The 26,607-nt window shown below is 73.8% G+C and carries 21 protein-coding genes, 2 tRNA genes and 1 pseudogene; 4 read left to right on the top strand and 20 right to left on the bottom strand.

Features of this window, described 5'->3' with window-relative positions:
- Nucleotides 1–19 precede the first annotated feature (19 nt).
- Complete coding sequence (locus PS271_RS08125; RefSeq protein ID WP_398381311.1) at nucleotides 20–292, top strand: hypothetical protein; 273 nt, start codon at nucleotides 20–22, stop codon at nucleotides 290–292.
- 1 nt (nucleotide 293) lies between these two features.
- Here PS271_RS08125 and PS271_RS08130 read toward each other — a convergent pair whose 3' ends face one another.
- The 7 genes from PS271_RS08130 to PS271_RS08160 all read right to left on the bottom strand — a co-directional run bounded on the left by PS271_RS08130 (nucleotide 294) and on the right by PS271_RS08160 (nucleotide 11,909).
- Nucleotides 294–1,097 carry an arylamine N-acetyltransferase family protein gene (locus PS271_RS08130; protein ID WP_398381312.1) on the bottom strand — a complete coding sequence of 268 codons (804 nt, stop codon included), beginning with the start codon at nucleotides 1,095–1,097 and terminating at the stop codon, nucleotides 294–296.
- A gap of 3 nt (nucleotides 1,098–1,100) precedes the next feature.
- Complete coding sequence (locus PS271_RS08135) at nucleotides 1,101–3,833, bottom strand: ComEC/Rec2 family competence protein (protein ID WP_398381313.1); 2,733 nt, start codon at nucleotides 3,831–3,833, stop codon at nucleotides 1,101–1,103.
- 106 nt (nucleotides 3,834–3,939) lie between these two features.
- Complete coding sequence (locus PS271_RS08140) at nucleotides 3,940–4,689, bottom strand: ComEA family DNA-binding protein (RefSeq protein WP_398381314.1); 750 nt, start codon at nucleotides 4,687–4,689, stop codon at nucleotides 3,940–3,942.
- Between the two features lie 136 nt (nucleotides 4,690–4,825).
- On the bottom strand, nucleotides 4,826–5,671 hold the full coding sequence (locus PS271_RS08145; protein ID WP_398381315.1) for a DegV family protein: 846 nt from the start codon (nucleotides 5,669–5,671) through the stop codon (nucleotides 4,826–4,828).
- Nucleotides 5,672–5,805: 134 nt separating this feature from the next.
- Nucleotides 5,806–6,561 (bottom strand): hypothetical protein, encoded by a 756-nt coding sequence (locus PS271_RS08150; RefSeq protein ID WP_398381316.1) that lies wholly within the window; start codon nucleotides 6,559–6,561, stop codon nucleotides 5,806–5,808.
- A 165-nt stretch (nucleotides 6,562–6,726) separates the two neighbouring features.
- Nucleotides 6,727–9,615 carry a leucine--tRNA ligase gene (locus PS271_RS08155; protein WP_398381317.1) on the bottom strand — a complete coding sequence of 963 codons (2,889 nt, stop codon included), beginning with the start codon at nucleotides 9,613–9,615 and terminating at the stop codon, nucleotides 6,727–6,729.
- A gap of 332 nt (nucleotides 9,616–9,947) precedes the next feature.
- Nucleotides 9,948–11,909, bottom strand: a complete 1,962-nt coding sequence (locus tag PS271_RS08160; protein WP_398381318.1) for a S53 family peptidase — start codon at nucleotides 11,907–11,909, stop codon at nucleotides 9,948–9,950.
- 374 nt (nucleotides 11,910–12,283) lie between these two features.
- Between PS271_RS08160 and PS271_RS08165 the strand changes: the two genes are divergently transcribed.
- Nucleotides 12,284–13,825, top strand: a complete 1,542-nt coding sequence (locus PS271_RS08165; protein ID WP_398381319.1) for an NADH-ubiquinone oxidoreductase-F iron-sulfur binding region domain-containing protein — start codon at nucleotides 12,284–12,286, stop codon at nucleotides 13,823–13,825.
- Nucleotides 13,826–13,987: 162 nt separating this feature from the next.
- Here the strand turns inward: PS271_RS08165 and PS271_RS08170 are convergent.
- A tRNA-Ala gene (locus PS271_RS08170) sits at nucleotides 13,988–14,060 on the bottom strand.
- Between the two features lie 193 nt (nucleotides 14,061–14,253).
- Here PS271_RS08170 and PS271_RS08175 point away from each other — a divergent pair.
- Nucleotides 14,254–15,477: pseudogene (locus PS271_RS08175) on the top strand (glycosyltransferase 87 family protein); the annotation flags it as partial.
- Here the strand turns inward: PS271_RS08175 and phsA are convergent.
- The 9 genes from phsA to PS271_RS08220 all read right to left on the bottom strand — a co-directional run bounded on the left by phsA (nucleotide 15,467) and on the right by PS271_RS08220 (nucleotide 21,990).
- Nucleotides 15,467–17,311 (bottom strand): O-aminophenol oxidase PhsA, encoded by a 1,845-nt coding sequence (gene phsA, locus PS271_RS08180; RefSeq protein WP_398381320.1) that lies wholly within the window; start codon nucleotides 17,309–17,311, stop codon nucleotides 15,467–15,469. The pseudogene PS271_RS08175 and the gene phsA overlap by 11 nt on opposite strands.
- A gap of 171 nt (nucleotides 17,312–17,482) precedes the next feature.
- On the bottom strand, nucleotides 17,483–17,716 hold the full coding sequence (locus PS271_RS08185; protein ID WP_030366518.1) for a hypothetical protein: 234 nt from the start codon (nucleotides 17,714–17,716) through the stop codon (nucleotides 17,483–17,485).
- Nucleotides 17,717–17,840: 124 nt separating this feature from the next.
- Nucleotides 17,841–17,913: transfer RNA gene (locus PS271_RS08190), tRNA-Ala, on the bottom strand.
- Nucleotides 17,914–18,025: 112 nt separating this feature from the next.
- Nucleotides 18,026–18,682, bottom strand: a complete 657-nt coding sequence (locus PS271_RS08195) for a histidine phosphatase family protein (RefSeq protein ID WP_398386739.1) — start codon at nucleotides 18,680–18,682, stop codon at nucleotides 18,026–18,028.
- 6 nt (nucleotides 18,683–18,688) lie between these two features.
- Nucleotides 18,689–19,135, bottom strand: a complete 447-nt coding sequence (gene rsfS / locus PS271_RS08200) for a ribosome silencing factor (RefSeq protein WP_120754562.1) — start codon at nucleotides 19,133–19,135, stop codon at nucleotides 18,689–18,691.
- 133 nt (nucleotides 19,136–19,268) lie between these two features.
- Nucleotides 19,269–20,873: an LCP family protein gene (locus PS271_RS08205; protein WP_398381321.1), complete on the bottom strand. Its 1,605-nt coding sequence runs from the start codon at nucleotides 20,871–20,873 to the stop codon at nucleotides 19,269–19,271.
- 33 nt (nucleotides 20,874–20,906) lie between these two features.
- Nucleotides 20,907–21,512, bottom strand: coding sequence for a nicotinate-nucleotide adenylyltransferase (gene nadD / locus PS271_RS08210; protein ID WP_302860422.1), 606 nt, complete (start codon nucleotides 21,510–21,512; stop codon nucleotides 20,907–20,909).
- A gap of 55 nt (nucleotides 21,513–21,567) precedes the next feature.
- Entirely contained in the window at nucleotides 21,568–21,732 is a 165-nt protein-coding gene (locus PS271_RS08215; RefSeq protein WP_189383120.1) for a hypothetical protein, read from the bottom strand.
- A 90-nt stretch (nucleotides 21,733–21,822) separates the two neighbouring features.
- A complete protein-coding gene (locus PS271_RS08220; protein WP_194962305.1) occupies nucleotides 21,823–21,990 on the bottom strand; it encodes a hypothetical protein in 168 nt (55 codons plus the stop codon).
- Nucleotides 21,991–22,066: 76 nt separating this feature from the next.
- Here PS271_RS08220 and PS271_RS08225 point away from each other — a divergent pair, with 76 nt between their 5' ends.
- On the top strand, nucleotides 22,067–23,200 hold the full coding sequence (locus PS271_RS08225; RefSeq protein WP_398381322.1) for a M48 family metallopeptidase: 1,134 nt from the start codon (nucleotides 22,067–22,069) through the stop codon (nucleotides 23,198–23,200).
- Nucleotides 23,201–23,362: 162 nt separating this feature from the next.
- Here the strand turns inward: PS271_RS08225 and PS271_RS08230 are convergent, their stop codons facing one another.
- The 3 genes from PS271_RS08230 to PS271_RS08240 form a co-directional block, all read right to left on the bottom strand.
- The gene (locus PS271_RS08230; protein WP_398381323.1) at nucleotides 23,363–24,406 is read right to left on the bottom strand and encodes an SCO2583 family membrane protein; all 1,044 of its coding nucleotides are present in this window, start codon (nucleotides 24,404–24,406) and stop codon (nucleotides 23,363–23,365) included.
- A 155-nt stretch (nucleotides 24,407–24,561) separates the two neighbouring features.
- Nucleotides 24,562–25,200 (bottom strand): SCO2584 family spore wall biosynthesis protein, encoded by a 639-nt coding sequence (locus PS271_RS08235; protein ID WP_398381324.1) that lies wholly within the window; start codon nucleotides 25,198–25,200, stop codon nucleotides 24,562–24,564.
- Between the two features lie 63 nt (nucleotides 25,201–25,263).
- On the bottom strand, nucleotides 25,264–26,583 hold the full coding sequence (locus tag PS271_RS08240; RefSeq protein WP_398381325.1) for a glutamate-5-semialdehyde dehydrogenase: 1,320 nt from the start codon (nucleotides 26,581–26,583) through the stop codon (nucleotides 25,264–25,266).
- Between the last annotated feature and the right edge of the window lie 24 nt (nucleotides 26,584–26,607).

Below are 26,607 nucleotides of genomic sequence, written 5' to 3' on the forward strand. Positions count from 1 at the left end.
ATATCGCACAATGTGCGTTGTGAGCAGCCCTTACCTCTCCTCAGACACCGATTCCGTACGACACCTCCTGGTGCTTCCCGACCGTGATGCCGCGGAGGAGGCGGCCGAGGAGGCCTCGCAGCGCTTCGCGCTCGACGACGACCCTCAGATAGTCCGCGAGGCCCTCGCCGGCGAGGACGACGCCGAGGACGCCCAGTGGCTGGTCGTCCTGGAGGCTTCCGAGGGGGACCTCGACCTCGCCGCCCTGCGCGAGCTGGCCGAGGAGTACGACGGCTGGCTCGAGCGGGAGTGACTCAGCCTTCGGCCGGGACGGGGCCGCTCGCCTGCGGTATGCGCTCCAGCGCGATGCCGAAGTGCTCCCGGAAGGCGGGCAGGATCTCCTCTTCCGCCAGCGGGACCTCCTGACGGCCCGTCGCACCGGTGGTCACGAGGGTGCGGTCGCTGAGGGTGACGCGGCCGCTGCCGGTGAGCCGGGAGCAGATCACCGCCCGGGTGAAGAGGGACTTGGGCGAGGTGCGGTGCCACCAGCAGCCGCCCTCGAAGTCCGCCAGCTCCCGGGGCCGGAGTTCGAGGCGGTACTGCACGTCACCCTCCCGGAGGAGGTCGAGGTCCCCGTCCGCCGTCTCGGCGAGCCGGAACGTGCCGGCGGGGTCGGCCTGCTCGCCCCGCTCGTCGAACCGCAGCGGGTAGTGGCTGTTCCGGCCGAACCCGATGTCCACCAGCCACGGCTCCGCGCTGTCCGCCGTCCGGACCAGCAGCGCGAGGTGGTCGAAGGGCGGGCCGAACAGCCCCTCGGGCCCCATCACCCGCCCGGCCAGCCGCGTGACCTGGTAGCCCAGGGCTTCCAGCAGCGCGGCGAACGCGCCGTTGAGCTCGTAGCAGAAGCCGCCCCGCCCGCCCGTCACCTTGGCCACGAGGGCGGCGGGGTCCAGCACGATCTCCTCGCCCAGGTGGATCGACAGGTTCTCGAAGGGCACCGCGTGCAGGTGGCGCAGGTGCAGTTCCTGCAGCGCGGCCAGGTCCGGCACGGACGGCCGGGGGACGCCTATACGGGCCAGGTACGCGTCGGCGTCCGCACTGCTGATGATCTTGTCCATGGGTCAGTTATCCCTCAGATCGCGGCTGATGTCATCGGGCTGCGGTCCCGGTCGTGGGCCCAGGCCGTGGGATGCGGGTCTGTGGTCGGGCAGCCTGTGTCGCGGCGGACTGTGCCGCGGGGGCTGTGCCGCGGGGGCTGTGCCGCGGGGGCTGTGCCGCCGTGCCCCGCACCGCGGGGGGCTGCGCCGCCGCAGCCCGTGTCGCGGCGGCCCGTCCCTTTGTCTGTGCCGGTGCCGGTGCCGGTGCCGGCACCGGCGCCCTGCGTCTCTCCGCCGTCCCGCCGTGGCCCGGGTGACCGCCGTGACCTCCGCCCCGCTGCCGGTCACCGCGACCGGGCCGTCGGTGTCCGTCCGCAGGACGGCCGTGCCCTGAGCCCGGAGCGCACCGAGCGTGCGGGGCGAGGGATGACCGTACGGGTTGCCGGCGCCGGCCGAGACGACCGCGAGGCGCGGCCGGAGCTCGCGTATCAACTGCGGATCCTGGCGGGCGGAGCCGTGGTGGGCGACCTTGAGGACATCCACGGCGGGCAGGCCGGGATGGGCCTCCCGGAGGGCCTGCTGGGCGGGCGGCTCCAGGTCGCCGAGCAGCAGCGCGGTCAGCCCGGCGCTGCGCACCAGCAGGGTGACGCTGGCGTCGTTGGGGCCCTCCTCGGCCACCGCGGACGTGCCCGCCGGCGGCGGCCACAGCACCTCCCACGTCAGCTCGCCCACCCGGCGGCGCTCCCCCGCCCGGGCCGTGGTCACGGGCACGTGCGCCCGCCCGGCCTCGCGGCGGACGAACGCGGCCTGGCTCGCGGGCTCCGCGAACGGCGTCGTCTCGATGCCCCCGACCGCCCGGCCCCGCAGCACCCCGGGCAGCCCGTCCACGTGGTCGGCGTGGAAGTGGCTCAGGAGGACGAGAGGGATCCGCTCGACGCCGAGTGCGCTCAGGCACCGGTCCGCGGCCCGGGGCTCCGGGCCGACGTCCACGACGACCGCGCTCCCCTCGCCCGCCGCGAGGACCAAGGCGTCCCCCTGCCCCACATCGCAGACCGCGAGCCGCCAGCCGGGCGGCGGCCAGCCCGTCACCGCGCGGTTCAGGGGCGCCGGACGGACGACCGAGACGAGCAGCAGCAGGGCGCAGGCCGCGCAGGCCCAGGGGCTGCGGAGCAGCCGGCCGGCCGTGAGCACGGCGGCGGCCGCGACCGCGGCGAGCAGCAGGCCGCCGGCCCAGCCGCCCGGCCAGGCCAGCTCCGCCCCGGGCAGATCCGCGCCCGTACGGGCCACCGCGGCGGCCCAGGAGGCGGGCCAGGACGCGAGCCGGGCGAGCCACACGGCGACGGGCAGGGCCAGGGGCGACACGGCGAGCGCGGCGAAGCCGAGCACCGTGGCGGGTGCGACCGCCGCCTCGGCGAGGAGGTTGCACGGCACCGCCACCAGGCTCACCCGCTCCGCCAGCACGGCGATCACCGGCGCGCAGACCGCCTCCGCGGCGGCGGCCGCCGCCAGGGCCTCGGCCACGCGCGGCGGTACCCCGCGTCGCCGGAGGGCCCCGCTCCAGCGCGGCGCGAGGGTCAGCAGGGCGCCGGTGGCCAGCACCGAGAGGAGGAAGCCCGCGCTGCGGGCGAGCCACGGGTCGTAGAGGACGAGCAGCAGGGCGGCGGCCGCGAGGGCGGGCAGCAGGCTGCGGCGGCGGCCCGTGCCGAGGGCGAGCAGCAGCACCAGTCCGCAGGCGGCCGCACGCAGCACGCTCGGGTCGGGCCGGCACACCACGACGAACCCCAGCACGAGCCCCGCGCCCAGCACCGCCGTCGCCCGCAGGGGCACCCCGAGCCGGGCCGCGAGGCCGCGGCGCTCGGTGCGGGCGGCCAGGTGCGGCGGCCCGACGAGCACGGCGAGCAGGATCGCGAGGTTGCTGCCCGAGACGGCCAGCAGGTGCGTCATGCCGGTCGCCCGGAATGCCTCGTCGAGGTCGGGCTGCACCCGCGAGGTGTCCCCCACCACGAGGCCCGGGAGCAGCGCCCGCGGATCCTCGGGCAGCCCGTCCGTGGCCTCCCGGAGCCCCGCGCGGAACCTGCCGGCGACGCGCTGCACCGCACTCGGGCCCTCGACGACCCGGGGCGGCTCCCGGCCGCCGATCCGCAGCACCGCGGCGGGCAGCGGGCCGGAACCTGCCGTCCCGGTCGGCTCGGCGAGGCGCCCTTCGGCCCGCACCCGCGTGGACGGCAGCAGCCCGAGCCACGAGGGCGGCGCGATCAGCAGTACGGGCGTGCGGACGGCGGTCGTCACGCGGCCTGCGGTCACCTTGACCGCCTCGGCCTCGACCACGGCGGCGGGGGCCGCCCGGGCCGCTCCCCGCACCTGCGGGCGCGCGGCCCGCGGGTCGGCCGTGACCGTCGCCTCCACCACGGCCTCGGCATGCCGGCGGGCCAGCCCGGGCAGCGGCCCCCGGCGGGAATCCGCGCCCCGCAGGGCGCCCACCGCGCCGCCGGTCGCGGCGCACAGCAGGATGGCGGCGAGGGCGACGGCGAGCCCGCCCTGGCCGCCTCTTCCCCGGGCCAGCAGCGCACCGGCCGTCAAGACCCCGGCGCCTGCCGCCATGACCACCGCCCAGCCGCTCGCGGTCAGGGCCGCGGCCGCAGCCACCCACGCCGCGACGGCGGGCGCGATCAGCCGCAGATCCACCGGGCCCTCGTTCCGGAGCGCCGGCCCGGGGCGGGCTGCCCCGGGCTCTTGCCCGCCGACGACCGCCGTCATGACTGCGCCTGAGGGCGAAGCGCCGCGGGGCCGCGTGCCCCGAACGCGGGCCCGAGCAGCCGCGAGGCCTCGAAGGAGCCTCCGCGGGGCCGGGACGGCGGCGCCGTCATGGCTGCACCAGGGGACGGAGGTCGGTGAAGCGGCGGCTGCCGATGCCATTGACCTTGCGGAGCTCCTCTACGGAGCGGAAACCGCCGTGCTGCGTGCGGTAGTCGAGAATGTGCCGGGCCAGGACGGGCCCGACGCCCGGCAGCGCGTCCAGCTGCTCGACCGTCGCGGAGTTCAGGCTCACCGGCCCGGCCGGCGCGGGCCCTCCTCCGCCGGCAGCCGCCGACGCCACCGGCGCCGCACCGCCCGAACCGCTGCCCGAGCCGCCCGCCGGGGAACCCACCACGATCTGCTCCCCGTCCACGAGCACGCGCGCCCTGTTGAGGCCCGTCGTGTCCGCGCCCGGGCGGGCCCCGCCGGCCGCCGCCAGCGCATCGGCCACCCTCGAACCCGGCGGCAGGCGCAGCACGCCGGGCCTGCGCACCTTGCCCGCCACGTCCACGACGACCGCCCCGCCCGTACGGGACGGCGAGGCCACGACCGGCGGAGGCGGCGAGGTCACCACGACCGGCGTCTCCCGCGCGGGTGCCCGGACGGTCTGCGGGCGCCCGGCCAGGAAGTGGTACCCGGCGAAGGCGCACGCCGCTGCCAGCACGACCACGAGTGCGGCGAGCGTCTTCGGCTCCATGCCGCACCGCAGTTGCAGCCACAGCGGCAGGCGCTCCCGCACCGCGATCCGCCAACCGCCGCCCCACCGCGGGCGGTTGCGCCCGGGTGGGGAGAGGTGGCCCTGCACGCGATCCGTCATGCGCAAGACCGTAGGGCGATTCCCCCGATCCCGCTGAGACGGTCTGATTTCCGTGGATAACCCGGCAGTTGTGGATAACTTCGCCACCCGGGCGGGCGAGGGGAAACGGAGATAGCGGATGTAGCGGAGATACTGCCTACTTCGGAGCCACCACCACGCCCAGCAGACCCGGCCCCGTGTGCGCCCCGATGACCGCGCCCACCTCGCTGACGTGCAGTTCCTCCAGCGCCGGCAGGCGTTCCCTCAGGCGGTCGGCCAGTTCGGTCGCGCGGTCCGGCGCCGCCAGGTGGTGGACCGCGATGTCGACGGGGGCCGCGGCCGCGCGCTCGACCGCGATCTCCTCCAGGCGCGCGATGGCCTTGGACGCCGTGCGCACCTTCTCACGCAGCTCGATCCGGCCGCCCTCCAGTTGCAGCAGGGGTTTGACGGCGAGCGCCGAGCCCAGCAGGGCCTGGGCCGCGCCGATCCGGCCGCCCCGGCGGAGGTAGTCCAGGGTGTCGACGTAGAAGTAGGCGGCCGTGCCCTGCGCGCGCTTCTCCGCCGCGGCGACCGCCTCGTCGAGAGTGCCGCCGGCGTCCACCGTCTCGGCGGCGGCCAGCGCGCAGAAGCCGAGGGCCATGGCGACCATGCCCGTGTCCACGACCCGCACCGGAACCTCCGCGTCGCGCGCCGCGAGGACCGCCGCGTCGTACGTGCCGGAGAACTCCGACGACAGGTGCAGCGACACGATTCCCTGCGCGCCCGTCTCGGCGGCCGCGCGGTACGCCGCCGCGAAGACCTCGGGGCCGGGCCGCGACGTGGTCACCGGCCTGCGCTTCTTCAGCGCCTCGGCCACGCAGCGGGCCGAGACCTCGGTGCCCTCTTCGAGCGCCTCGTCCCCCAGCACGACGGTGAGCGGTACGGCGGTGATGCGGTGCCGCTCCATCGCCCGCTGCGGCAGATAGGCCGTTGAATCAGTAATGACAGCGACATGGCGGGACATGTTCCGGAGATTACCCGCCGGGCCGCTCCGACGGCAGTACGGCCCCCGTACAGGTGATCATCCTGCGGGACGGCCGGACAGTAGGAGCCCCCATGCGGTAGACGCCATGGGGGAGACCCCACGGGCCCTGCCATTCAGCCCGCGTTCTCCGTACGTCCCGTCTTCTGCCACGAATAGCCCGGTGCACGCCACGCGTCCCGGTCCCGCCCGGTGATCGCGCGCGCCTCCGGCTGCTCCCCCGCCGGCGCCCCGGCCCCCGGGGCGGCCGTCCGACCGCCGGAACCCGCCCCCGTGCCCGCCCCCGCAGCCTCGCCCGTCCCCTCGCCGATCCCCTCGCCCAGCCCGTCGTCGCTCCAGTGCCGCAGCGCGCCCGCCTCCATGCGGATCTGGCCGCTCAGCGTCTCCAGGTCGTCCTCGGCGAAGCGCCGGGCCCGGTCCTGGGCCGCGAAGCGCAGCGAGTCCGCCGAGTCCTTGACCCGGGCCGTGCGCTCACGCAGCTCGGGCAGGCGGGCCGCGATCCGGGCCTTGTCCGGCTCGGTCTCCAGCCGCTTGAGCTCGTCGTCCAGCTCGTGGCCGTGGGCGCTGAGGCGCTGGAAGAGGGCGAGCGCCTCGGACAGCGAGGGGTCCTCGGGGGCGGCGGTCTGCAGGGCGTCCTGCGTGGCGCGCATCGACGTGCGCAGCGAGAGGCGCAGCTGCGCGACCTCCCCGGCCGCGCCCGGCTGGGCAAACTGCCTGGCCTTCAGCCGGGTGTCCTCGACCGTGCGCCGCGCCTGGTGGACCGTGCGGTCCACGCCGCGCTTGACCGCCCGCACCGTCCTGACCGTGGCGATCACTCCCAGGGCGACGAAGACCGCGAAGATCAGTGCGACGATCACGGCCACGGCTTCCATGACGCTCCTCGGGGCTCAGGACGGTGTTCACGACGGCGGAACGGTATGCAGGACGGCGACCGCACAAAGGAGGGCAGCCGCTCCCCCCTCCACCGTAAACGGCACGGGCAGGCCGCGGGTTCCGAACGAACCCCCAACCTGCCCGTAGGGACAAACCCTCAGTCGTTACGCCGGAACGATGTTCACCAGCTTCGGCGCCCGCACGATGACCTTGCGGATGCCCGCGCCGCCCAGTGCCGCGACGACCGCCGGGTCGCCCAGCGCGACCTTCTCCAGCTCCTCGTCGGAGATGGACGGCGGGACCTCCAGCCGCGCCTTGACCTTGCCCTTGATCTGGACCACGCAGGTCACGGCCTCGTCGACCAGGTAGGCGGGGTCGGCGGCGGGGAAGTCCGCGTGCACCACGGAGCCGGTGCGGCCGAGCTTGCGCCACAGCTCCTCGGCGATGTGCGGGGCCAGCGGCGCGATCATCAGCACCATGGCCTCGGCGACGGACCGCGGGACCTCGCGCAGCTTGGTCACGTGGTTGTTGAGCTCGGTGATCTTGGCGATGGCGGTGTTGAAGCGCAGGTTCGCCAGGTCCTGGGCGACGCCGTCGATCGCCTTGTGCAGGGCGCGCAGCGTCGCGTCGTCCGCCTCGGCGTCCACCACGGTGACCTCACCGGTGGCCTCGTCGACGACGTTGCGCCACAGGCGCTGGAGCAGGCGGTACTGGCCGACGACGGCGCGGGTGTCCCAGGGGCGGGAGACGTCCAGCGGGCCCATCGCCATCTCGTAGAGGCGCAGGGTGTCGGCGCCGTACTCGGCGCAGATCTCGTCCGGCGTGACGGCGTTCTTCAGGGACTTGCCCATCTTGCCGAGCAGCCGGCCGACCTTCTCGCCCTGGTAGTAGTACGCGCCCTCGCGCTCCTCCACCTCGGTGGCCGGGACGGGGAAGCCGCGCGCGTCGCGGTAGACGTACGCCTGGATCATGCCCTGGTTGTAGAGCTTGTGGAACGGCTCGGCGGAGGAGACGTGACCCAGGTCGAAGAGGATCTTGGACCAGAAGCGGGCGTACAGCAGGTGCAGCACGGCGTGCTCGGCACCGCCGACGTACAGGTCGACGCCGCCGTGCGGCTGCCCCTCGCGCGGGCCCATCCAGTACTGCTCGGCCTCGGGGGAGACCAGCTGCTGGTCGTTGTGCGGGTCGACGTAGCGCAGCTCGTACCAGCAGGAGCCGGCCCAGTTGGGCATGGTGTTGGTCTCGCGGCGGTAGCGCTTGGGGCCGTCGCCGAGGTCGAGCGTGACGTTGACCCAGTCCTCGTTGCGGGAGAGCGGGGTCTCGGGCTCGGTGTCGGCGTCGTCGGGCTCGAAGGTGCGCGGCGAGTAGTCCTCGACCTCGGGCAGCTCCAGCGGCAGCATCGACTCGGGCAGCGAGTGGGCGACGCCCTGCTCGTCGTAGACGATCGGGAAGGGCTCGCCCCAGTAGCGCTGGCGGCTGAAGAGCCAGTCGCGCAGGCGGTAGTTGACGGTGGCCTCGCCGATGCCCCGCTCGGTCAGCCACTCGGCCATGCGGGCCTTCGCGTCGCTGACGACCAGGCCGTCCAGCGAGATGCCCTCGCCCGCCGAGTTGATGATCTCGGCGTCGTACGAGTCGAAGGACTCGGCCCACGTGGCGGGGTCGGTGCCGCGGTCGTCGGCCGGCTGCACGACGCAGCGCATCGGCAGGTCGAAGGCGCGCGCGAAGGCGAAGTCGCGGCTGTCGTGCGCGGGAACGGCCATGATCGCGCCGGTGCCGTAGCCCATGAGGACGTAGTCGGCGGTGAAGACGGGCAGCTTCTCGCCGCTGACCGGGTTGACCGCGTAGACGCCGGTGAAGACGCCGGTCTTCTCCTTGGCGTCGGCCTGGCGCTCGACGTCGGACTTGGCGGCGGCCTCCTTGCGGTAGGCGGCGACGGCCTCGGCCGGGGTGGCGTGCCCGCCGGTCCAGTCCTCGTGGGTGCCCTCGGGCCAGGCGGCCGGGATGGCGGAGCGGTGCGCCTCGTCCTCGGTCACCAGCGGGTGCTCGGGCGCGACGACCAGGTAGGTGGCGCCGAAGAGGGTGTCCTGGCGGGTGGTGAAGACGGTGACCTTGGCCTCTGCATGGCCCTCGACGGCGAAGTCGACGCGGGCGCCGACGCTGCGGCCGATCCAGTTGCGCTGCTGGAGCTTGATGGCCTCGGGCCAGTCCAGGGCGTCCAGGTCCTCCAGCAGGCGGTCCGCGTACGCGGTGATCCGCATGTTCCACTGGCGCAGCTTGGACTTGAAGACAGGGAAGTTGCCGCGCTCGGAGCGGCCGTCCGCGGTGACCTCCTCGTTGGCCAGCACGGTGCCCAGGCCGGGGCACCAGTTGACGGGCGCCTCGGAGGCGTAGGCCAGGCGGTACTCGCCCAGCACGTCGGAGCGCTCGGCGGCGGTCAGCTCACTCCACGCGCGCGTGCCCGGCACCTCGCGCCGACCGCTCTCGAACTGCTCGACCAGCTCGGCGATCGGGCGGGCCTTCTTCGCCTCCTCGTCGTACCAGGAGTTGAAGATCTGGAGGAAGATCCACTGGGTCCACTTGTAGTAGGCCGGGTCGATCGTCGCGAAGGAGCGGCGCTTGTCGTGGCCCAGGCCCAGGCGGCGCAGCTGCGCCTTCATGTTGACGATGTTGGCCTCGGTGGAGACCCGCGGGTGGGTGCCGGTCTGCACGGCGTACTGCTCGGCGGGCAGGCCGAAGGCGTCGAAGCCCAGGGTGTGCAGGACGTTGTGCCCGGTCATGCGGTGGTAGCGCGCGTAGACGTCGGTGGCGATGTAGCCGAGCGGGTGGCCGACGTGCAGGCCCGCACCCGAGGGGTACGGGAACATGTCCATGATGAACTTCTTGGGGCGTGCCACGACCGCCGGGTCGCCCGCCAGGTCGCCGCTCGGGTTGGGCGCCTCGTACGTGCCCTCGGCGTCCCAGGCGTCCTGCCAGCGTGCCTCGATGTCGGCGGCCAGCGCGGCCGTGTAGCGGTGCGGGGCAGCCGGCTCGGCGGCGGTGTTGGTCTCGCTCATCGTCCTCAAAGCTCCATCGATCGTCGTCGTCTCTACCTGCGGCACCTGCGGAAATGAAAAAGCCCCTCGCACAGGAGGGGACGCCGCGCCGATGCCGACCGTGGTCACCGGTCGGTACTGATCAGCGCGGCCCGCTAAGCAGAAGGCGTACGGCACGCATGCAGCCAGGTTACCGCAGGAGCCTCCGGCGGATGACGGCCATGTACGGGTTCCGGTGACCACGGATTCCGCCGGACCCTCGCCGTGCGGGCGTCTCGCCGTTGCGGCGGGCATCTGTCCGCTGCCGCAACGGCGAGACGAAGCGCGGCGTCAGCCGCGGTGACCTCGGGCGGTCAGCGCCGGTGACCCGGGACGTACGACGTCACGTAGGACTCCCCCGGCGAGCCCACGCCCGTGACGTCGTCGTAGCCGACGACGGCCGAGAGGGAGCTGTCGCCGCCGAGGCTGCGCAACGTGGTGACCAGGCCGTCCTTGGCGTCGACGCTGTTCTTGTAGTCGACGCGGACGACGCCGATGCCCTGCCCCTTGCCGAGCGGGTGGTCGGTGACGTCGTGGTAGGCGGCGGTGCCGTAGCGGTCGTAGATGGCGGGGTTGGCGAAGCCGATCGGCACGCCGTGGCGGGCCTGCTGGGCGAGCGCCTGGACGCCGGCGATCACCGGGGCCGCGAGCGAGGTGCCGCCGATGCGGTACTCGTCGTACTTCACCGAGCCGTCGGGGAAGGTCTGGGTCTGGCCGACGAGGAAGCCGGTGCTGGAGTCGGCGACGGCCGCGATGTCGGGTCCGACGCGCATGGGGGTGCTGCCGCCCGCCTTGGCGAGCGCATCGGGGACGACGCCGCGCTGGTAGAACGGCTGCTGGTGGATCTTGCTGGTGCCGCCGCCGGCGCCGCCCGTGAAGACCGAGCCCTCCCAGCTCAGGCCGTCCTTGGAGAGCTCCGCCTTGTGGGTGCCCCAGCCGGTCTCCCACAAGTACTTGTCGCCCTTGCCGACGGCGAGGGAGGTGCCGCCCACCGAGGTGACCCACGGGGAGTTGGCGGGCGTGTCGGCCTGCTTGGTGCCGTGCTTGGCGACGTTGTCGCCGTCGTCGCCGGAGGAGAAGTAGAAGCCGATGCCCTCGACGGCGCCGGTCTGGAAGACCTGGTCGTAGGCGGCGGCCACGTCCGGGGTCTCGTTGCTCTCGACGTCGCCCCAGGAGTTGGAGACGATGTCCGCGAGCCGCCCGTCGACGATCTTGTGCAGGGCGTCGATCAGGTCGTCGTCCTGGCAGGACGAGCCGGCGACGTAGACGATGCCGGCGTCCGGGGCGACGGCGTGGGCGGCCTCGATGTCGAGGGTCTCCTCGCCGTACCAGCCGGAGGCGTCGCACTCCTTCTCGCCGGTGTGCGTCCAGTCGGCGGGCAGCACCTGGGAGTACTGGCCCTTGCTCCAGCTCTTGTCGCCGTTGCGCTTGGCGTACTGCTGGATGTCCTGGGAGATCGTCGGGGAGGCGTAGGCGTCGGTGATGGCGATCGTGACGCCCTTGCCGGTGAAGTTCTTCGCCCCGTACGCGGCGCGCAGCTGCTTGCCGGTGTAGCCCTTGATCGCGTACGGCGCGTGGGAGCCGTAGGCGGACGGCAGGCTCTTGTTCACGTTCGAGCCGTAATACGTGGAGAACGGGCCGGCGTTGCGGAAGGCGGTCGACGGGCCGGGCAGGGTCTCGCGGTGCTTGGCCAGGCGCGGGGCGTCGTTCAGGCCCACGACGGTCAGGACGGCGCCGTCGAGCGAGGCGGGGACGGAGGCCGTCGTGGAGGGCGCGTGGTAGGTGCGGCCGTCCTTGACGTAGCGGTGCAGCTCGGTGCCGAAGGCCTTCCGGGCCGCGGCGGCGCCACCGGTGACGGTGACGTAGTGGTCGTTGGTGCCGGTCACCTTCAGGCCGGAGGACGTCAGCCAGCCGGTGACCCCGGCTATCTGCTCCTTCGTCGCCCCGAAACGTTCCTTCGCCTGGCGCGACGTCAAGTACTTGCCGTACGAGGCGGACGCCGGGTCGGAGACGGCCCGGGCGTAGGCGGCCAGGCCCTTGGCGTCCCGGCCGGCGAGGTAGACGCGGGCGGTGACCTTCTCCGCCGCGTCGGCCGTGCCGCGGTCGGCCGAAGGCGTGGCCCACAGCGGCTTGGTGCCCACCAGCGCCTGCCGGTCGTGCGGCCCGGGCTGGGCCGCCAGGGCGGTGGGCGTGCCGAGCGCGAGCGCCCCGGCGGCCAGCGGCAGCGCTGCCGCCAGGGCCAGTCCGGCGCGCACGCGGGTGCGGCTTGATCTCATGGAACCCCCTGCGAAACGAGTGGTCGCACAACAATGGGGCGTACTGGCATGAGCACGCCCACAGTGCGTCACTCTTTCGGCGAACTGCTCAACCGTGGGGCATGAGTTCGTCAAGAAGAGATCAAGGCGGTGCCGGAGGGGACGCGAGGGCCCTGCCACCGCGGACCGCGGGGCCCTGCCGCCCCGGGCCGTCGACGGCGACCGGCGATCGCAAAAGATCCGACGTTAGCAGTGGTGAGGCCCCTCGCACCGGGGTTGCGCGAAGCGGACCGCACGCCGCCGGTGGGCTCCCTACGGTGCCGTGCCATGGACCTCCCCCACCTGCCCGCATTCCCCGACCCCACTGGTGACGCCGGCGCTCCGGGCCGGGCCCGGTGAGCGCCGCGCTCCCCGAACAGCCGGCGGTCCTCGCCCTCGGCCGCCCGCGCCTGCTGGCCGGCCTGGACCGCGCGGCGCGCCTCGACCGCAGCGCCCACCTGTCGGCGCACGGATCGCTGCCCCAGCACACCGAAGCGCAGCTGACGGCCCTGGCGGAGGCGGTCGCGCTGCGCGGCCGGGGCGGCGCGGGCTTCCCGTTCGCGCGCAAGCTGCAAGCGGTGGGGCGGGCGGCGCGGCGGCGCGGCGCGCGCCCCGCCGTCGTGGTCAACGGCTGCGAGGGCGACCCGACGAGCCGCAAGGACGCGGTGCTGCTCGCGCGGGCCCCGCACCTGGTGCTGGACGGGGCCCTGCTGACGGCGGCGGCCCTCGGCGCCGGCTCGGTGGTCGTCGGGGTGACCCGGGCGGCGGCCGAGGCCTCGGTGCGGGAGGCCCTGGCCGAGCGGGGGCTCACCGGCCGGCGGGCCCTGTCCGTGCGCGCCCGCGTGGTGCGGCTGCCCGAGCGGCTGGTGTCGGGCGAGTCCTCGGCGCTGCTGCGGGCCGCCGACGGCGGGCTCCCGCTGCCGCCCGGGCGGCACGACCGGGCCTCGCGCGAGGGCCTGGGCGGCGCGCCGACGCTGCTGTCCAACGCGGAGACGTTCGCCCAACTCGCCCTGGCCGCCCGCCTGGGCGCCGAGGGCTACGCGGCCACGGGAGCCCCGGGCGAGCCGGGCACGCTGCTGCTGACGGTCTCGGGCGCGGTGCCCGAGCCGCAGGTTGTGGAGGTGCCGGGCGGGGTGCCGCTCGCGTACGTGCTGAAGGTGTGCGGCGCCACTTCCGGCCCGCAGGGAGTGCTGACGGGCGGCTGCCACGGCGCGTGGCTGGACGCGGCGACGGCGGCCCGGGCCCGGGTCTCGCACGGGGGCCTCGCGGACCGCGGCGGGGTCCTCGGGGTGGGTGCCGTGCTGGCGCTGCCCGCGGACACCTGCCCCCTGGGCGAGACCGTACGGGCCGCGCACTGGCTGGCTGCCGAGTCGGCCGGGCAGTGCGGGCCGTGCCGCTCCGGGCTGCCCGCGCTCGCCGGGGCGCTCGCGGACGTGGCGGCGGGCGCCGGCCAGGGCGCCCTGGAGCGCGTGCGGGAGGCGGCCGGGGCCGTGCGGGGGCGCGGGGCGTGCGGGCACCCGGACGGTACGGCGCGGTTCGTCCTGAGCGCGCTGTCGGCCTTCACCGACGACCTGGCGGCGCACGTCCTGAGCGGCGGCTGCGGCCGCCCCACGGCCGGGGTGCTGCCGCTGCCCTCGGCCGCCGGGGCGGACGCCCCTGCGGACGGCGGCAGCCCGTCCGGCCCGCGGCGCGCGGAGCGGCTGGCGGTGGACTGGACGCTGTGCGAGGGGCACGGGCTGTGCGCGGGCCTGCTGCCCCAGCTCGTACGGATCGGGCCGGACGGCTATCCCTCGCTCGCGGACGCGGGGGTGCCGGACCACCTGCGGGGCCGGGCGCAGCGGGCCGTGCGCCGCTGCCCGGCGCTGGCCCTGAGACTCGACAAGGAGGGGCGGCACTAAGCGCTCCGCGGGGAGGGGAGTGCGTCGCGTGCGGGCCGGTGGGGGCTGATCGCGCAGTTCCCCGCGCCCCTACGGGGCGCGGACCCGCGCCGGCACCCGTAACCACGTACGAGGAAACGAAAAAGCGGGCCGTCCGTTTCCGGACGACCCGCTTATTTCCTGTGGAGCTAAGGAGAATTGAACTCCTGACCTCCTGCATGCCATGCAGGCGCTCTACCAACTGAGCTATAGCCCCTTGCGGTGTTTGCCACCGGGATCGGTTCGGGACGCTGCCCTCTGCGGTTTCCCCCGGCGACATCGACAACATTACACGGACACCCCCGCCACCTGCCAAATCGGCTGTCCGGCAGCACGGGCGGGCCGGGCGAATGGGATAACATCGCCCCCTATTCGCCCGTTTTGTCACCCGCGGAACCGGAGCGCTCCTCGTGACAGCCTGGCCCGGCCGCCCCGGCCGCCCCGGCCGCAGCACCCTGGCCGCCGCCGCGGGCTGTCTGGTCTCCTTCTGCCTCTTCCTCCTCGCCCAGCGGGCCTTCCACGCCACCTCCACCGACGTCCTCGTCTACCGCGCGGAGGGCTGGACCGTCCGCACCGGCGGCGACCTCTACGCGATGCGCGCCACGCACCGCGGCCTGCCCGCCACCTACCCGCCCTTCGCGGCGCTCCTGTTCACCGCCCTCACCCTGCCCGGCACGACCGCGCTGCGCGTCCTCACCGAGCTCGCCAACCTCGGCCTGCTGCTCGCCCTCGCCCACCTCTCCGTACGGCTCGTGGACGGCCGCCCGCGGGCCGCCGTGACGCTCACCGTCGCCGCGCTGGGCGTCTGGTGCGAGCCCGTGTGGCAGACCCTGCGCAACGGCCAGATCAACCTCCTCGTCGTCGCCCTGGTGCTGTGGGACCTGACGCGGCCGGCCGGGCACCGCGGGGCGGGCCTCGGCACCGGTCTGGCGACGGGCATCAAGCTCACTCCCGCCCTGTTCATCGTCCACCTGGCGGCCACCGGCCTGGCCCGCCGGGCGGACGGCGGGCCGTGGCTGCGCCGCGCGGCCGTCGCCACTGCCGCCTTCGGCGGCACGGCGGCGCTCGCCGCGCTGGCCCTGCCGCACGACTCGCGCCGCTTCTGGACCGGCGCCGTCTTCGCCACCGAACGCGTGGGCAACGCCGAGGACACCGCCAACCAGTCGCTGCGCGGCGTCCTCGCCCGGCTGCTGCACACCGGCGACCCCGGCCCGTGGTGGGCGGTCGCCGCGGCGGCCGTCGCCCTCCTCGGCCTGGCCGTGGCCGTACGGACCCGGCCGGCCGGGCCGCGGGGCGCCGCCTGGGGCGCCCTGGCCTGCGCGGCCACCGCGCTGCTCGTCAGCCCCGTCTCCTGGTCGCACCACTGGGTGTGGTGCGTGCCGGCCGGGCTGCTGCTCGTCCGCGAGGCGGCCGACCGCCGCAGCCCCGCCTGGTGGGCGGGGACCGCGGCGGCCGCCGTGCTGTTCTGCTCGTACGCGCTGTGGCGGGTCCCGCACAGCCCGGAGCTCCGGCCCGAACTCCACCAGAGCGGCGGCCAGATGCTGCTCGACGCCGGCTACCCGGCGGCCGGGGCGGCCTTCCTCGTCCTGGCCGCTCTGCGGGCCGCGAGCACCCGCGGGAGCGTCAGCCGGAGTGACCCGGGTGACCGCCGTGACCGTGTCCTCCGTGGCCTGCGTGCTCGCCGTGATGGAACTTCAGCACCTCACCCGGCATCACCACGAACGGACGCATCATCCCCATGTCCTCGTGCTCCAGCAGGTGGCAGTGGTACATGAACCGGCCGCGCGCTCCGTGGAAGCGGCCGATCACGTTCACCATCTGCCCGGCGGGCACCTGGATCACGTCCTTCCAGCCCGCGTCGCCGTCCGCCACGGGCACCGTCCCCCCGTACTCCAGAGGTGAGCGCGTGCCGCCCAGGACCGTGTCGAACGGGCTCCCCGGGCCCGCCGGGTAGAGGTCCCGGCTCAGCACCTGAAAGTCGATCAGGTGGATGTGCATGGGGTGCGTGGGGCCGCCCAGGTTCAGGAAGCTCCACTGCTCCCAGCCGTCGTAGGTGACCATGAAGCCCAGCGCGTCGTCGAAGGTCTGCGCGCCCCTGCGGTACGTGCGCAGCTTGCCGTCCGCGCCCTTGACCTGGATCACGCCCTCGCCCGGGACCTGCACGTCACCGGGCTCCACCCGCTGCATCTCCCACAGGCCCGGGTGGGCGTTCCCGGCCGTGCCGGGAGGGAGCAGCGCGATCAGCCGGTGCTCGTGCGCGGGCGCCGTGTCATGGGTGATCCGCTCGAAGGAGCTGGAGATCACCGGCGGCAGCACGAACCGGTCGTCCGCCTCCTCGTCCGCCACCCGGAACTCCATGACCTGCGGATAGGCGGCCCCCGGGTCCTCGTTGACCAGGCGGACGCGGCGGCCCCGGAGCAGGCCGAAGTTGATCAGCAGGTCCATCCGCTCGGCGGGGGCAACGGACAGCGGCCCGTCCAGCGGCAGGGGGCGCGGCAGCAGCCCGCCGTCCGTGCCGATCTGCCAGGCCGCGCCCCGCACCGGGGCGCCGGTCTCCTCGTCCACCAGGCGCAGGGCGTAGGTGCGGGCGTTGGAGGCGTTGAGCAGCCGGAAGCGGTACCACCGCGCCGTCACGTCCAGGTGCGGCCAGATGACGCCGTTGACCAGGGTGTACGGGCCGTTGAAGGACCGGGTGACGTTCTTCCCTTGCGCGTCCTTGCCGACGATGACGGTCTTGTGGAGGAGCCGGCCGGACAGCTTGCCGTCCGGGTCGGTGTCGAGGTTGCGGTCCTGGACGATCAGCGGGATCTCGTGCCTGCCCGAGGGCAGGTGCAGGGCGTCCTCCTCGGCGTCCCGGACGAGGTACATCCCCGCCAGGCCCGCGAAGACGTTCCACCGGGTGATGTCCATGGCGTGGTCGTGGTACCACCAGGCGGCCGCGCGGTGGTCGTTGGGATATTCGGAGAGCTGGCTGTCACCGGGCGCGACGGCGTTCTCGGACCAGCCGTCGTTGCCGCCGCCGGTGACCGCGCCGTGCAGGTGGGTGACCGTCCACGGCGGCAGCGCGGCGACGTCGGCCAGCGGTGCGGCCCCGCCGCGGCCGGGCAGCGTGTCGGGCACCGGGGCGCCGGGTGCCTGCGCGGCCTCCACGGCGGTCACCGGGTGGGGTCCGGTGAGGCGGTTGCTCCAGGTGACGCGCAGGCGGCGGCCGCGCCGCACCTCGATCGTCGGTCCCGGGACGTGGCCCTCGTAGGCCCATACGCGGGTGGGCGGCAGCTGCGAGTGCAGCCGGACCCAGGTGGTGGTCTGTTCGATCTCGATGCCGTGGAGCGCTTCCGTCCGGCCGGGCCGGAGCAGCGGCGGGACGCGCAGGGCATCGAGGAAGGGTGTGAGTTCGGCCACGGGCTCTTCGGAGCGCTCTCCGGAGCCTTCTCCGGAGCCGGCCGGGCTGACGACTGTTTCGGTCACGCGGTGTCCTCCGCATGCTTCCCCCGTGCCGCCGGCCGTTCCCGGCGGCAGCTTCACCCCTCAGGACGCACCCGCCCCCGGGCAGGTTGCCCGGATTTGCGCAGTCCGGATGCGGGCCCCGGCGCGCGGCGCCCGGCCGCGGCGGAGGGGCGCGGCGGAGGGGCGCGCGGCTCAGGCCGTAGCGAAGGAGTAGAAGCGCTTCAGGGCGCAGTGCTCGTCCAGCAGCCGGCCGTAGATCGGCTCGCCTTCCAGCTCGCGGTAGGTCTCGATGGGGTCGCCTTTTATGATCAGCGCCCGTGCGCACTCCACGCACCAGTACTGGTAGGCCGAGTTGAGCGGTTCCATGTCTCGGACGATCGGCGTGCCGCTGCCGCACCAGTCGCACTTCCGGCTGTGAGCACCCATGGGTCAGCCGTTCCCTCCCCTTCGGCCCGTCCTCCGCTCCCGACAGCCGGATTCTGCCACGGGAATGTGCCGGTAAAGCAAACGATCCCGTCTCCGGTGCCGGAGACGGGATCGTTTCGAACTGTGGAGCTAAGGAGAATTGAACTCCTGACCTCCTGCATGCCATGCAGGCGCTCTACCAACTGAGCTATAGCCCCGCTGTTCTCAGGTCTTCCGGCGTTTCCCCCGGCGTTCCCCGCGAACAAGAAGAACTTTAGCCTGCCACCTGCCCCGATGTGAAATCCGGGCCCCCGGGGCGCCCCGGGGCGCTCAGTCGTCGTCGCCGAGGACCGGCTCGGGGAGTGTTCCGGCGTTGTGCTCCAGCAGGCGCCAGCCGCGCGCGCCCTCGCCCAGCACGGACCAGCAGCAGTTGGTGAGGCCGCCCAGCGCCTCCCACGACCGGGACTCCAGCTGGAGCAGCCGGCCGATGGTGGTGCGGATGGTGCCGCCGTGGCTGACGACGACGAGCGTGCCGTCCTCGGGCAGCTTCCCGGCCTGCTCCAGGACGACCGGGGCGGCCCGGTCGGCGACCTCGGTCTCCAGCTCGCCGCCGCCGCGCCGGACCGGCTCGCCGCGCTTCCACGCCGCGTACTCCTCGCCGTGGCGCGCGATGATCTCGTCGTGCGTGAGGCCCTGCCACACGCCCGCGTACGTCTCGCGCAGCTCGGCGTGGTGGCTGACCGGCAGGCCGGTGACCGCGGCGAGCTCCGCGGCCGTGGCCGCGGCCCGCTGAAGGTCCGAGGCGATGATCGCGTCCGGCCGGAGCCCGGCCAGCAGCCGGGCGGCCCGGCGCGCCTGCGCGACGCCGGTCCCGGTGAGCTCGATGTCCGTCGAGCCCTGGAAGCGGCGCTCCAGGTTCCAGGCGGTCTGGCCGTGCCGCCACAGGACGATGCGGCGGCCGCGGCCGCCGGTCTTGGCGCTGGTCAGCTCAGCTCACCGGCCCGCGTCGTCGAAGCCCTCGCCGCCCTCTGCGGCCTGGGCACGGGCGTGCTCCTCGCCCTTGCCGCGCGTGGCGGCGGCGTCGGCGGGCAGCTCGATCTCCGGGCAGTCCTTCCACAGCCGCTCCAGGGCGTAGTAGACACGCTCCTCGCTGTGCTGCACGTGGACGACGATGTCGACGTAGTCCAGCAGCACCCAGCGGGCGTCGCGGTCGCCCTCGCGGCGCACCGGCTTGGCGCCGAGCTCCTTGAGGAGGCGCTCCTCGATCTCGTCGACGATCGACTTGACCTGGCGGTCGTTGGGGGCCGAGGCCAGCAGGAAGGCGTCGGTGATCGACAGTACGTCGCTGACGTCGTACGCGATGATGTCGTGCGCGAGCTTGTCGGCGGCCGCCTGGGAGGCGGCCTTGATGAGCTCGATGGAGCGGTCCGTGGCGGTCACAAGCCATGCTTTCGGTCGAAGGGGGTCAGGTACCCATCAAGGGTCTCACGACCCACCGGCGGCCCTCCTGGGCATTTCGGCAGCCACCGTGTGTGACCGCCCCGCCGCCGCGCCCGGTCCCCCTCCACCTCACTCAGCCCTTGTAGTCCTTGCCCAGGACCACGGTGACGTCGGCCGTCCCCGCCTCCTTGGCCTGCTTCACGGCGCCCGCCGGCAGCCCCAGGGTCTTGGCGACCTCCCTGGCCTGCGCCGCCCGCTTCTCGTCCGCGTAGAGCACCGCCGAGGCCGCCTCCGCCCCGCTCGCCGCGCCGCCGTCGATCACGCTGTAGCCGCTGTTGACCAGGGTGATCTGCGCGGAGGTCGCCGCGCCCTTGCCGCCTGTGGCGTTCTTCACGCTCACCCGGGGCGCCGCGTTCGGGTCGGTGTTGCGCACGGTGCCGCCCAGGACGTCCTTGACGAGCCCGCCCGTGGCCTTCTCGCCGAGGGTGCCGTCCTGCTGCACGGGGAGCACGGCGGTGGCGTACGAGCCCTTCTTGGCCAGCGCCGCGAGGTGGGCCAGGGAGGCGCCCAGCTGCTCGGTGGACAGCGACGGGTCGGGGATCTGGGCCAGCGACTCCACGGTGCGCGTCGCCGAGGCGGCGTCGGCCGGCATCTTCTTCAGCACCGCCTGCATGACCTGCCCGAAGCGGGTGAGCTGCTTGCCCTCGTCCTCGCCGGGGCCCCGGTACGTGGCGTAGGCCACCGCCATGCGGCCGCTCAGGCTCTGCGCGGTGCCGCGCCGGACGACCGGGCCGTCGCCCTGCTTCTCGCCGGGGACGTCCGTGTCCGTGTCGGCCTCGATCCCGCCGACGAGCTCCACCAGGTTCTCCAGGTAGGGCGTGTCCAGCCGCCAGCTGCCCTTGATGTCGGAGCCCAGCAGCGTGTTCAGGGCGTCCCGGGTCGAGCCGGTGCCGTCGTCCTGGACGGACTTGCCGAGCGTCGTGGAGCCCGCGCCGCCGTCCTTGGCGACGGCCAGGGTGTTCGGCAGCAGGACCGTGGTGCCCTTGCCGGTGGTCTCGTTGTCGACCAGCAGGGCCGTGGAGGAGCCGCCGCCGCGCGTCTGCCGCAGGTGGACGACGATCACGTCGCGCTTCTGCCCGGCGCCGGCCGCGACCGTGCCCTTCTTGTCGTCCGAGCCGCTCAGAAACAGGTAGGCGGCCGCGCCGCCCAGCGCGAGGACGAGCACCACGGCGAGCGCCACGACGCGGTTGCGGCCCTTGCGCTTGCGCTCGTCGCGCCGCTCGGTGCGGCTCTCGCTGAACTTGAGCCAGTCGATGACGTCCTCGGAGTCCTCGTCGGGCTCCTCGATGAACGAGAACTGCTCGGTCTGGTAGCCCGCTGCGGGGGCGGCGGCCCGGTCGGGGGCCTGCCGGGGCTCGGGGATGGGGACCTGCGGCGCCTGCTCCGGGGCCGGCGCAGGCGCTTGGGCCGGAGCCTGGGGCTGGGCCTGGGCAGGCTCCGACGCGTACGGGTCGTAGTCGTAGGTGACGTACGTCTGCTGGGGTGACTGCTGGTGCTGCTGGGGCTGCTGCGCCTGCTCGGCGTACGGGTCGTACCCGTACGCCGGCTGCTGCTGAAGGGGGCGCCCGTAGGCGTCGTACGCCAGTTCAGGCGCGTCCGGGTGGTACACCGGCTGCCCGTAGGCGTCGTAGCCGTACACCTGCGGCTGGTGTGCGTACGGGTCCTGTCGGTCGTTCACCCGGTTCCCCTCGGTACCCCTCGGTTCCGTGACTCAGTGCCGGTAGAGCTTGCGCTTGTTGATGTAGCGCACGACACCGTCGGGGACCAGATACCAGACCGGGTCGCCCTGCGCCACGCGCGCCCGGCAGTCCGAGGAGGAGATCGCGAGGGCCGGCACCTCGACGAGGGAGACGCCGCCCTCCGGCAGCCCGGGGTTGGCCAGTATGTGGCCGGGCCGGGTCACGCCGATGAAGTGGGCCAGGGAGAACAGCTCCTCCGTGTCCCGCCAGGTGAGGATCTGGGACAGCGCGTCGGCGCCCGTGATGAAGAACAGGTCCGAGTCGTCGTTGAGCGCGGCCAGCTCACGGAGCGTGTCCGTGGTGTACGTCGGCCCGCCGCGGTCGATGTCGATCCGGCTGACCGAGAACTGCGGGTTGGACGCCGTGGCGATGACCGTCATCAGATAGCGGTCCTCCGCCGGCGACACCTCGCGGTGGCTCTTCTGCCACGGCTGTCCCGTCGGTACGAAGACCACCTCGTCCAGGTGGAACCGCGCGGCCACCTCGCTCGCGGCGACCAGGTGGCCGTGGTGGATCGGGTCGAAGGTCCCGCCCATCACGCCGAGCCGCCGCTTCACGGGCCCTGTCTGCTCTCCCATGCGTGCAGACCCTACTGGGCGCGGCCGGAGGCCGGACCCTCAGGGACCCGCTCGCTCAGCGGTCGCGGTTGAAGCGGGTGGTGACCCAGAGCAGGAGCAGCAGGATGACCAGGGCGGCGCCGCCGGTCATGAAGGGGCTGATGCTGGGGTGCGTGTCGACGTGCTCGCCCTCGGAGGCGAGGGTGGCGAGGGCGGTGTGCGCTGAGGCGAAGGCAGTCATCGTCGGCAGGACCTATCCGGGACGGTAGCGGGCAGAGACTTCTGCCACATCGTATGCGGGGGCCGCGGGCGGGCTCACGCCGACTCCACGTCAGTCCTTCTTGTAGCCGCGCAGCAGGAACCAGGCGAGGAAGACGATCCCGACCACGCCGACGATGAGCACCGTACGGATGACGGGGCCCGGCCCCGTGTCGTCCTTGGAGACGGCCAGGAGCTCGGTGACGCCGGGCTGGGCGGCGAACGCATGCAGAGGGGACATGCCTCCACGGTAGCCCTGCCGGTGGCAGCGCCTAGGGTGGGGTCCGGAAGGTGCATACGCCGCCGAGGGGGTCTCGATGAGTGACAGCAGCAACGGCAGCAGCAACGGCCACGCGCGCGGGGAGCGGCTGCCCGGCCGGCAGCGCAGGCGCTTCCCGGGCATCTCGTCCCGCGCCTACGAGCACCCGGCGGACCGTTCCGCGCTCGTCGCGCTGCGCAAGCTGAGCGGCTTCGACACGGTCTTCAAGGCGCTGAGCGGGCTGCTGCCCGAGCGCAGCCTGCGCCTGCTGTTCCTGTCGGACTCGGTGCGCGTGGGCGAACAGCAGTTCCAGCACCTGCACACGATGCTGCTGGACGCCTGCTACGTGCTGGACCTGCCGAAGGTCCCGCCGATGTACGTCACGCAGGATCCGCAGCCCAACGCCATGTGCATCGGCCTGGACGAGCCCGTCATCGTCGTCACCACGGGCCTGGTCGAGCTGCTCGACGAGGAGGAGATGCGGGCCGTCGTCGGGCACGAGGTGGGGCACGCCCTGTCCGGGCACGCCGTCTACCGCACCATCCTGCTGTTCCTCACGAACTTCGCCGTCAAGGTCGCCTGGATCCCGCTGGGCAACGTCGCGATCATGGCGATCGTGACGGCACTGCGGGAGTGGTTCCGCAAGTCGGAGCTGTCCGCGGACCGGGCCGGCCTGCTGGCCGGCCAGGACGTTCAGGCCTCGATGCGCGGCCTGATGAAGATCGCGGGCGGCAACCACCTGCACGAGATGAACGTGGACGCGTTCCTCGCGCAGGCCGAGGAGTACGAGGCGGGCGGGGACCTGCGCGACTCCGTCCTCAAGATCATGAACATGCTGCCGCGCAGCCACCCGTTCACGACCGTGCGGGCCGCCGAGCTGAAGAAGTGGGCGGAGAGCCGGGACTTCCAGCGGATCATGGACGGGCACTACCCGCGGCGCGAGGAGGACAAGGACACCTCGGTGACCGACTCCTTCCGGGAGTCGGCGAACCACTACGCGGAGTCGGTGCGGGCCAGCAAGGATCCCCTGATGGGGCTGGTACGGGACATCGCCGGCGGCGCGGGCGACATCGGCGGGCGCCTCCGCGACGCGTTCACCGGTCGCCCCGGAGGCTCCGGGGGTTCCCCGAAGGGCTCCGGTGAGCCCGGAAAGGGCCCCGAGGGCCCTCAGCAGGGCGAAGGGAAGGCCTAGGGCCGGTCCGGCACCGCCGAAACGGTCACCGGGCGCTGAGCTCCGTTGCGGCGGCGAGAACGCTGCCGGGCCCGGCAATCTTTTCCGCCGCCGCGGCGCTCAGCCACTACGGCGGCATCCGGCGGTGCCGAGCCGTGGCGACCCCGGCGTCCGGCGAAACACCTAGCGCGCAAGCGAACCGCACACCGCACCCGTCGCCGGATCCGTGCTGTACGGGTCCGTGCCGCGTACGGATCCGTCCGGTTTCCGGCCGGCGAGGAGCGGGCGCAGGTAGGCCTCGTCGTCCGCCGAGCAGGACTGCGGCCCGGCCTGCACGTAGCTCTGCACCACGATCAGGTGGTGCTCCTGGAGCCCGTCCCGGTCGAACCGGAACCGCATCTCGCGCCGCACCGTGAACAGCGACGCGTCCTGGGGGCCGGCCGCCGGGCGGACGGCGTAGACGAAGGTGTGGTCGGCGGAGACCTCCAGCGTCGCCGGGCCGGTCTCGGAGACGTGGAAGACGCCCCGCGCCCGTACGGGCGTGTCCACGAGGGCGACCTGCCCCGGGTCGAAGCGCACGAGCCAGGCCGTGGCCGCGTGCCGCCCGTCGTTCGCGGGCCGGTCGAAGCTGCGGTCGAACTGGTCGAGTTGGGCGGGGTCCAGCAGCAGCCGGACGGGCCGCTGGGAGCCTCCGGTGAGCACGGCCGGGTCGAGGGCGGACTTGACCGTGTACTCCTTGGCGGCGGCGAGGGCCGCCATCACCTGGCTCTCGGAGAAGTGCTGGGTGCTGCGCGCGGAGGGCAGGTTCACGCCTTCGGCGCCGAGCCGGAACTGCGCGGCGGGACTGCGGTCGAACAGCTCCTGCGCGCTGCCGCCGGGCACCGGGTCCTTGGGGGCGAGCGGCACGAGCATGGCGCGCATCGGCTCGGCGGACGGCACGACGGGGTCCTTGTAGGGATGGCGCAATCCCATGTAGACGGCCGTGCCGAAGGCCAGGGCTATGAGGATCACCAGGACGAGGACCTGCCGGGAGGTGCTGACCCGGGACCACACGTGCCGGGTGCGGACGGCGAGCGCGTGGTCACCCATGCGCTCGCTGGCGGAGAGCTCCTGGAGGCGGGCAGCGCGGACGAACGATTCGTCGAAGACGACGGATCGGTACTCGTCGTCCCCACCTGCCGGGCCACCCTCGGGCGTGCCCTCAGGTGGGTCTCCAGGCCCGTCCATATATCAAGAGTAGGTCTGCCGGGCCTTCGGTAAACGCCGTGGTACACGACAAGTTCCGAAGAAATCCCGAAGCGGGCGAAACTGCCGGGGCCATGCATATTCGTGCAGGTCACAGCGGTTGCGACGGGTGAGCCCCTGGCCTCCGGCGGGTCCGGTCAGCGGCGGGGCGCCGCCGAGGCCACCGGAGGCTCGGAATCCGCTGATACGGAGGGCAGCGGGCCGGGCCGGGAGCCCGCCGGGGCGTCCACGCCGGTGCTCGCGGGCGGGGGATCGCCGCTCGGCCGGTTGCCCGACGAGGCGCTGCGGTAGACGGCGGCGAAGGCGAGGGCCACCACGCCTATGCCCATCACCACCGCGAGCACCCAGGCCACCGGACGGTGCCAGCGGGCATGGCCCCGGTAGGGCCGCCGGGGGCCGCCGTGGCGGCCGTACGGCCCGTAGGCGTCGTCCGGGTCCAGATCGTGGGTGAGGGCGGGCCAGGCGCCCGCACGGCCCGGGTGGTACCCGGGCAGGGCGCCGCCGAAGCCGTCCTCGTAGGCGTCGGGATCATCGTCGGCGGGGCCGCCGCCGGACCGGGAGCGCGGCGACGCGGACTGTGACGTCTCGCTTTCGGCGCGTGCCCGGCCGGCGGCGAGCATCCGCTCGGCCGCCGAGGGCTCGTGGATCCTCGCGGACCGCACGAACTCCTCGTCGAAGACCAGGGAGGCGAAGGGGTCGTCCCGATCGTCCCCGCTGCGGTAGCTGTCGGGCTCCTCGCCGTCCGGGAACGGCTGGCCCCCCACGTCGTCCGGCACCCGTCCAGCGTAGCCCCGGAGCGGTCAATCCGCTCAGCCCGCAGGGGAATTCGGCTCGCCGGCTCAGCTCGCCGGGAGGCCGTTGCCGCGCACGTGGCCGTCGCCCGTGACGATGTACTTCGTCGACGTCAGCTCGGGCAGGCCCATCGGACCGCGCGCGTGCAGCTTCTGCGTGGAGATGCCGATCTCCGCGCCGAAGCCGAACTGGCTGCCGTCCGTGAACCGCGTCGAGGCGTTGACCGCGACGGTCGTCGAGTCCACGAGCTGGGTGAAGCGGCGGGCGGCGGCCTGCGAGGTGGTCACGATGGCCTCGGTGTGGCCGGAGGACCACAGCCGGATGTGGCGGACGGCGGCGTCCAGGTCCTCCACGACGGCCGCGGCGATGTCATACGAGAGGTACTCGGTCTCCCAGTCCTCCATGGTCGCGGGCACGACCGTGGCCGGGCTGCCCTCGGCCAGCGCGAGGACGCGCTCGCAGCCGTGCACCGTCACGCCGGCCTTCGCCAGGGCGGCGAGCGCCTTCGGCAGGAACTCCGCGGCGATGTCCTGGTGCACGAGCAGCGTCTCGGCGGCGTTGCACACGCTCACGCGCTGCGCCTTGGAGTTGACGAGGATGTCCACCGCCATGTCCAGGTCGGCCTGCGCGTCGACGTACACGTGGCAGTTGCCGGTGCCCGTCTCGATGACCGGGACCGTGGACTCCTCCACGACCGTACGGATCAGGGAGGCGCCGCCGCGCGGGATCAGCACGTCGACCATGCCGCGGGCGCGCATCAGCTCGCGTACCGACTCGCGGCTCTCGCCCGGCACCAGCTGCACGGCGTCGGCCGGCAGGCCGGCCCCGCCCACGGCGTCGCGGATGACGCGCACGAGCGCGGTGTTGGAGGCGTACGCGGAGGACGAGCCGCGCAGCAGGACGGCGTTGCCGGACTTCAGGCACAGCGCGGCCGCGTCGACCGTCACGTTGGGCCGGGCCTCGTAGATGATCCCGACGACGCCGAGCGGCACGCGGACCTGCCGCAGGTCGATGCCGTTGGGGAGGGTGGAGCCGCGGACGACCTCGCCGACGGGGTCGGGCAGGGCCACCACGTCACGGACGTCCTTGGCGATGGCCCGCACCCGCTCCGGGGTGAGGGTCAGGCGGTCGACGACGCTCTCGCTCGTCCCCGAGGCGCGGGCCTTGGCGACGTCCTCGGCGTTGGCCTCGACGATCTCCTTCGTCCGCACCTCAAGGGCGTCGGCGACGGCCAGCAGCGCCTCGTCCTTCACCGAGCGCGGCAGTGGCGCGAGCTCCGCGGCGGCGGCACGGGCGCGGTAGGCGGCGCGCAGCACGGGGGACTGCGGCATCGGGTCGGCGAGGGGGGAGGGGAAAACGCTGCTCATGCGGCGAAGCCTACGGCGTACGGG

This window comes from Streptomyces sp. SCA2-17 (genome assembly GCF_044336695.1).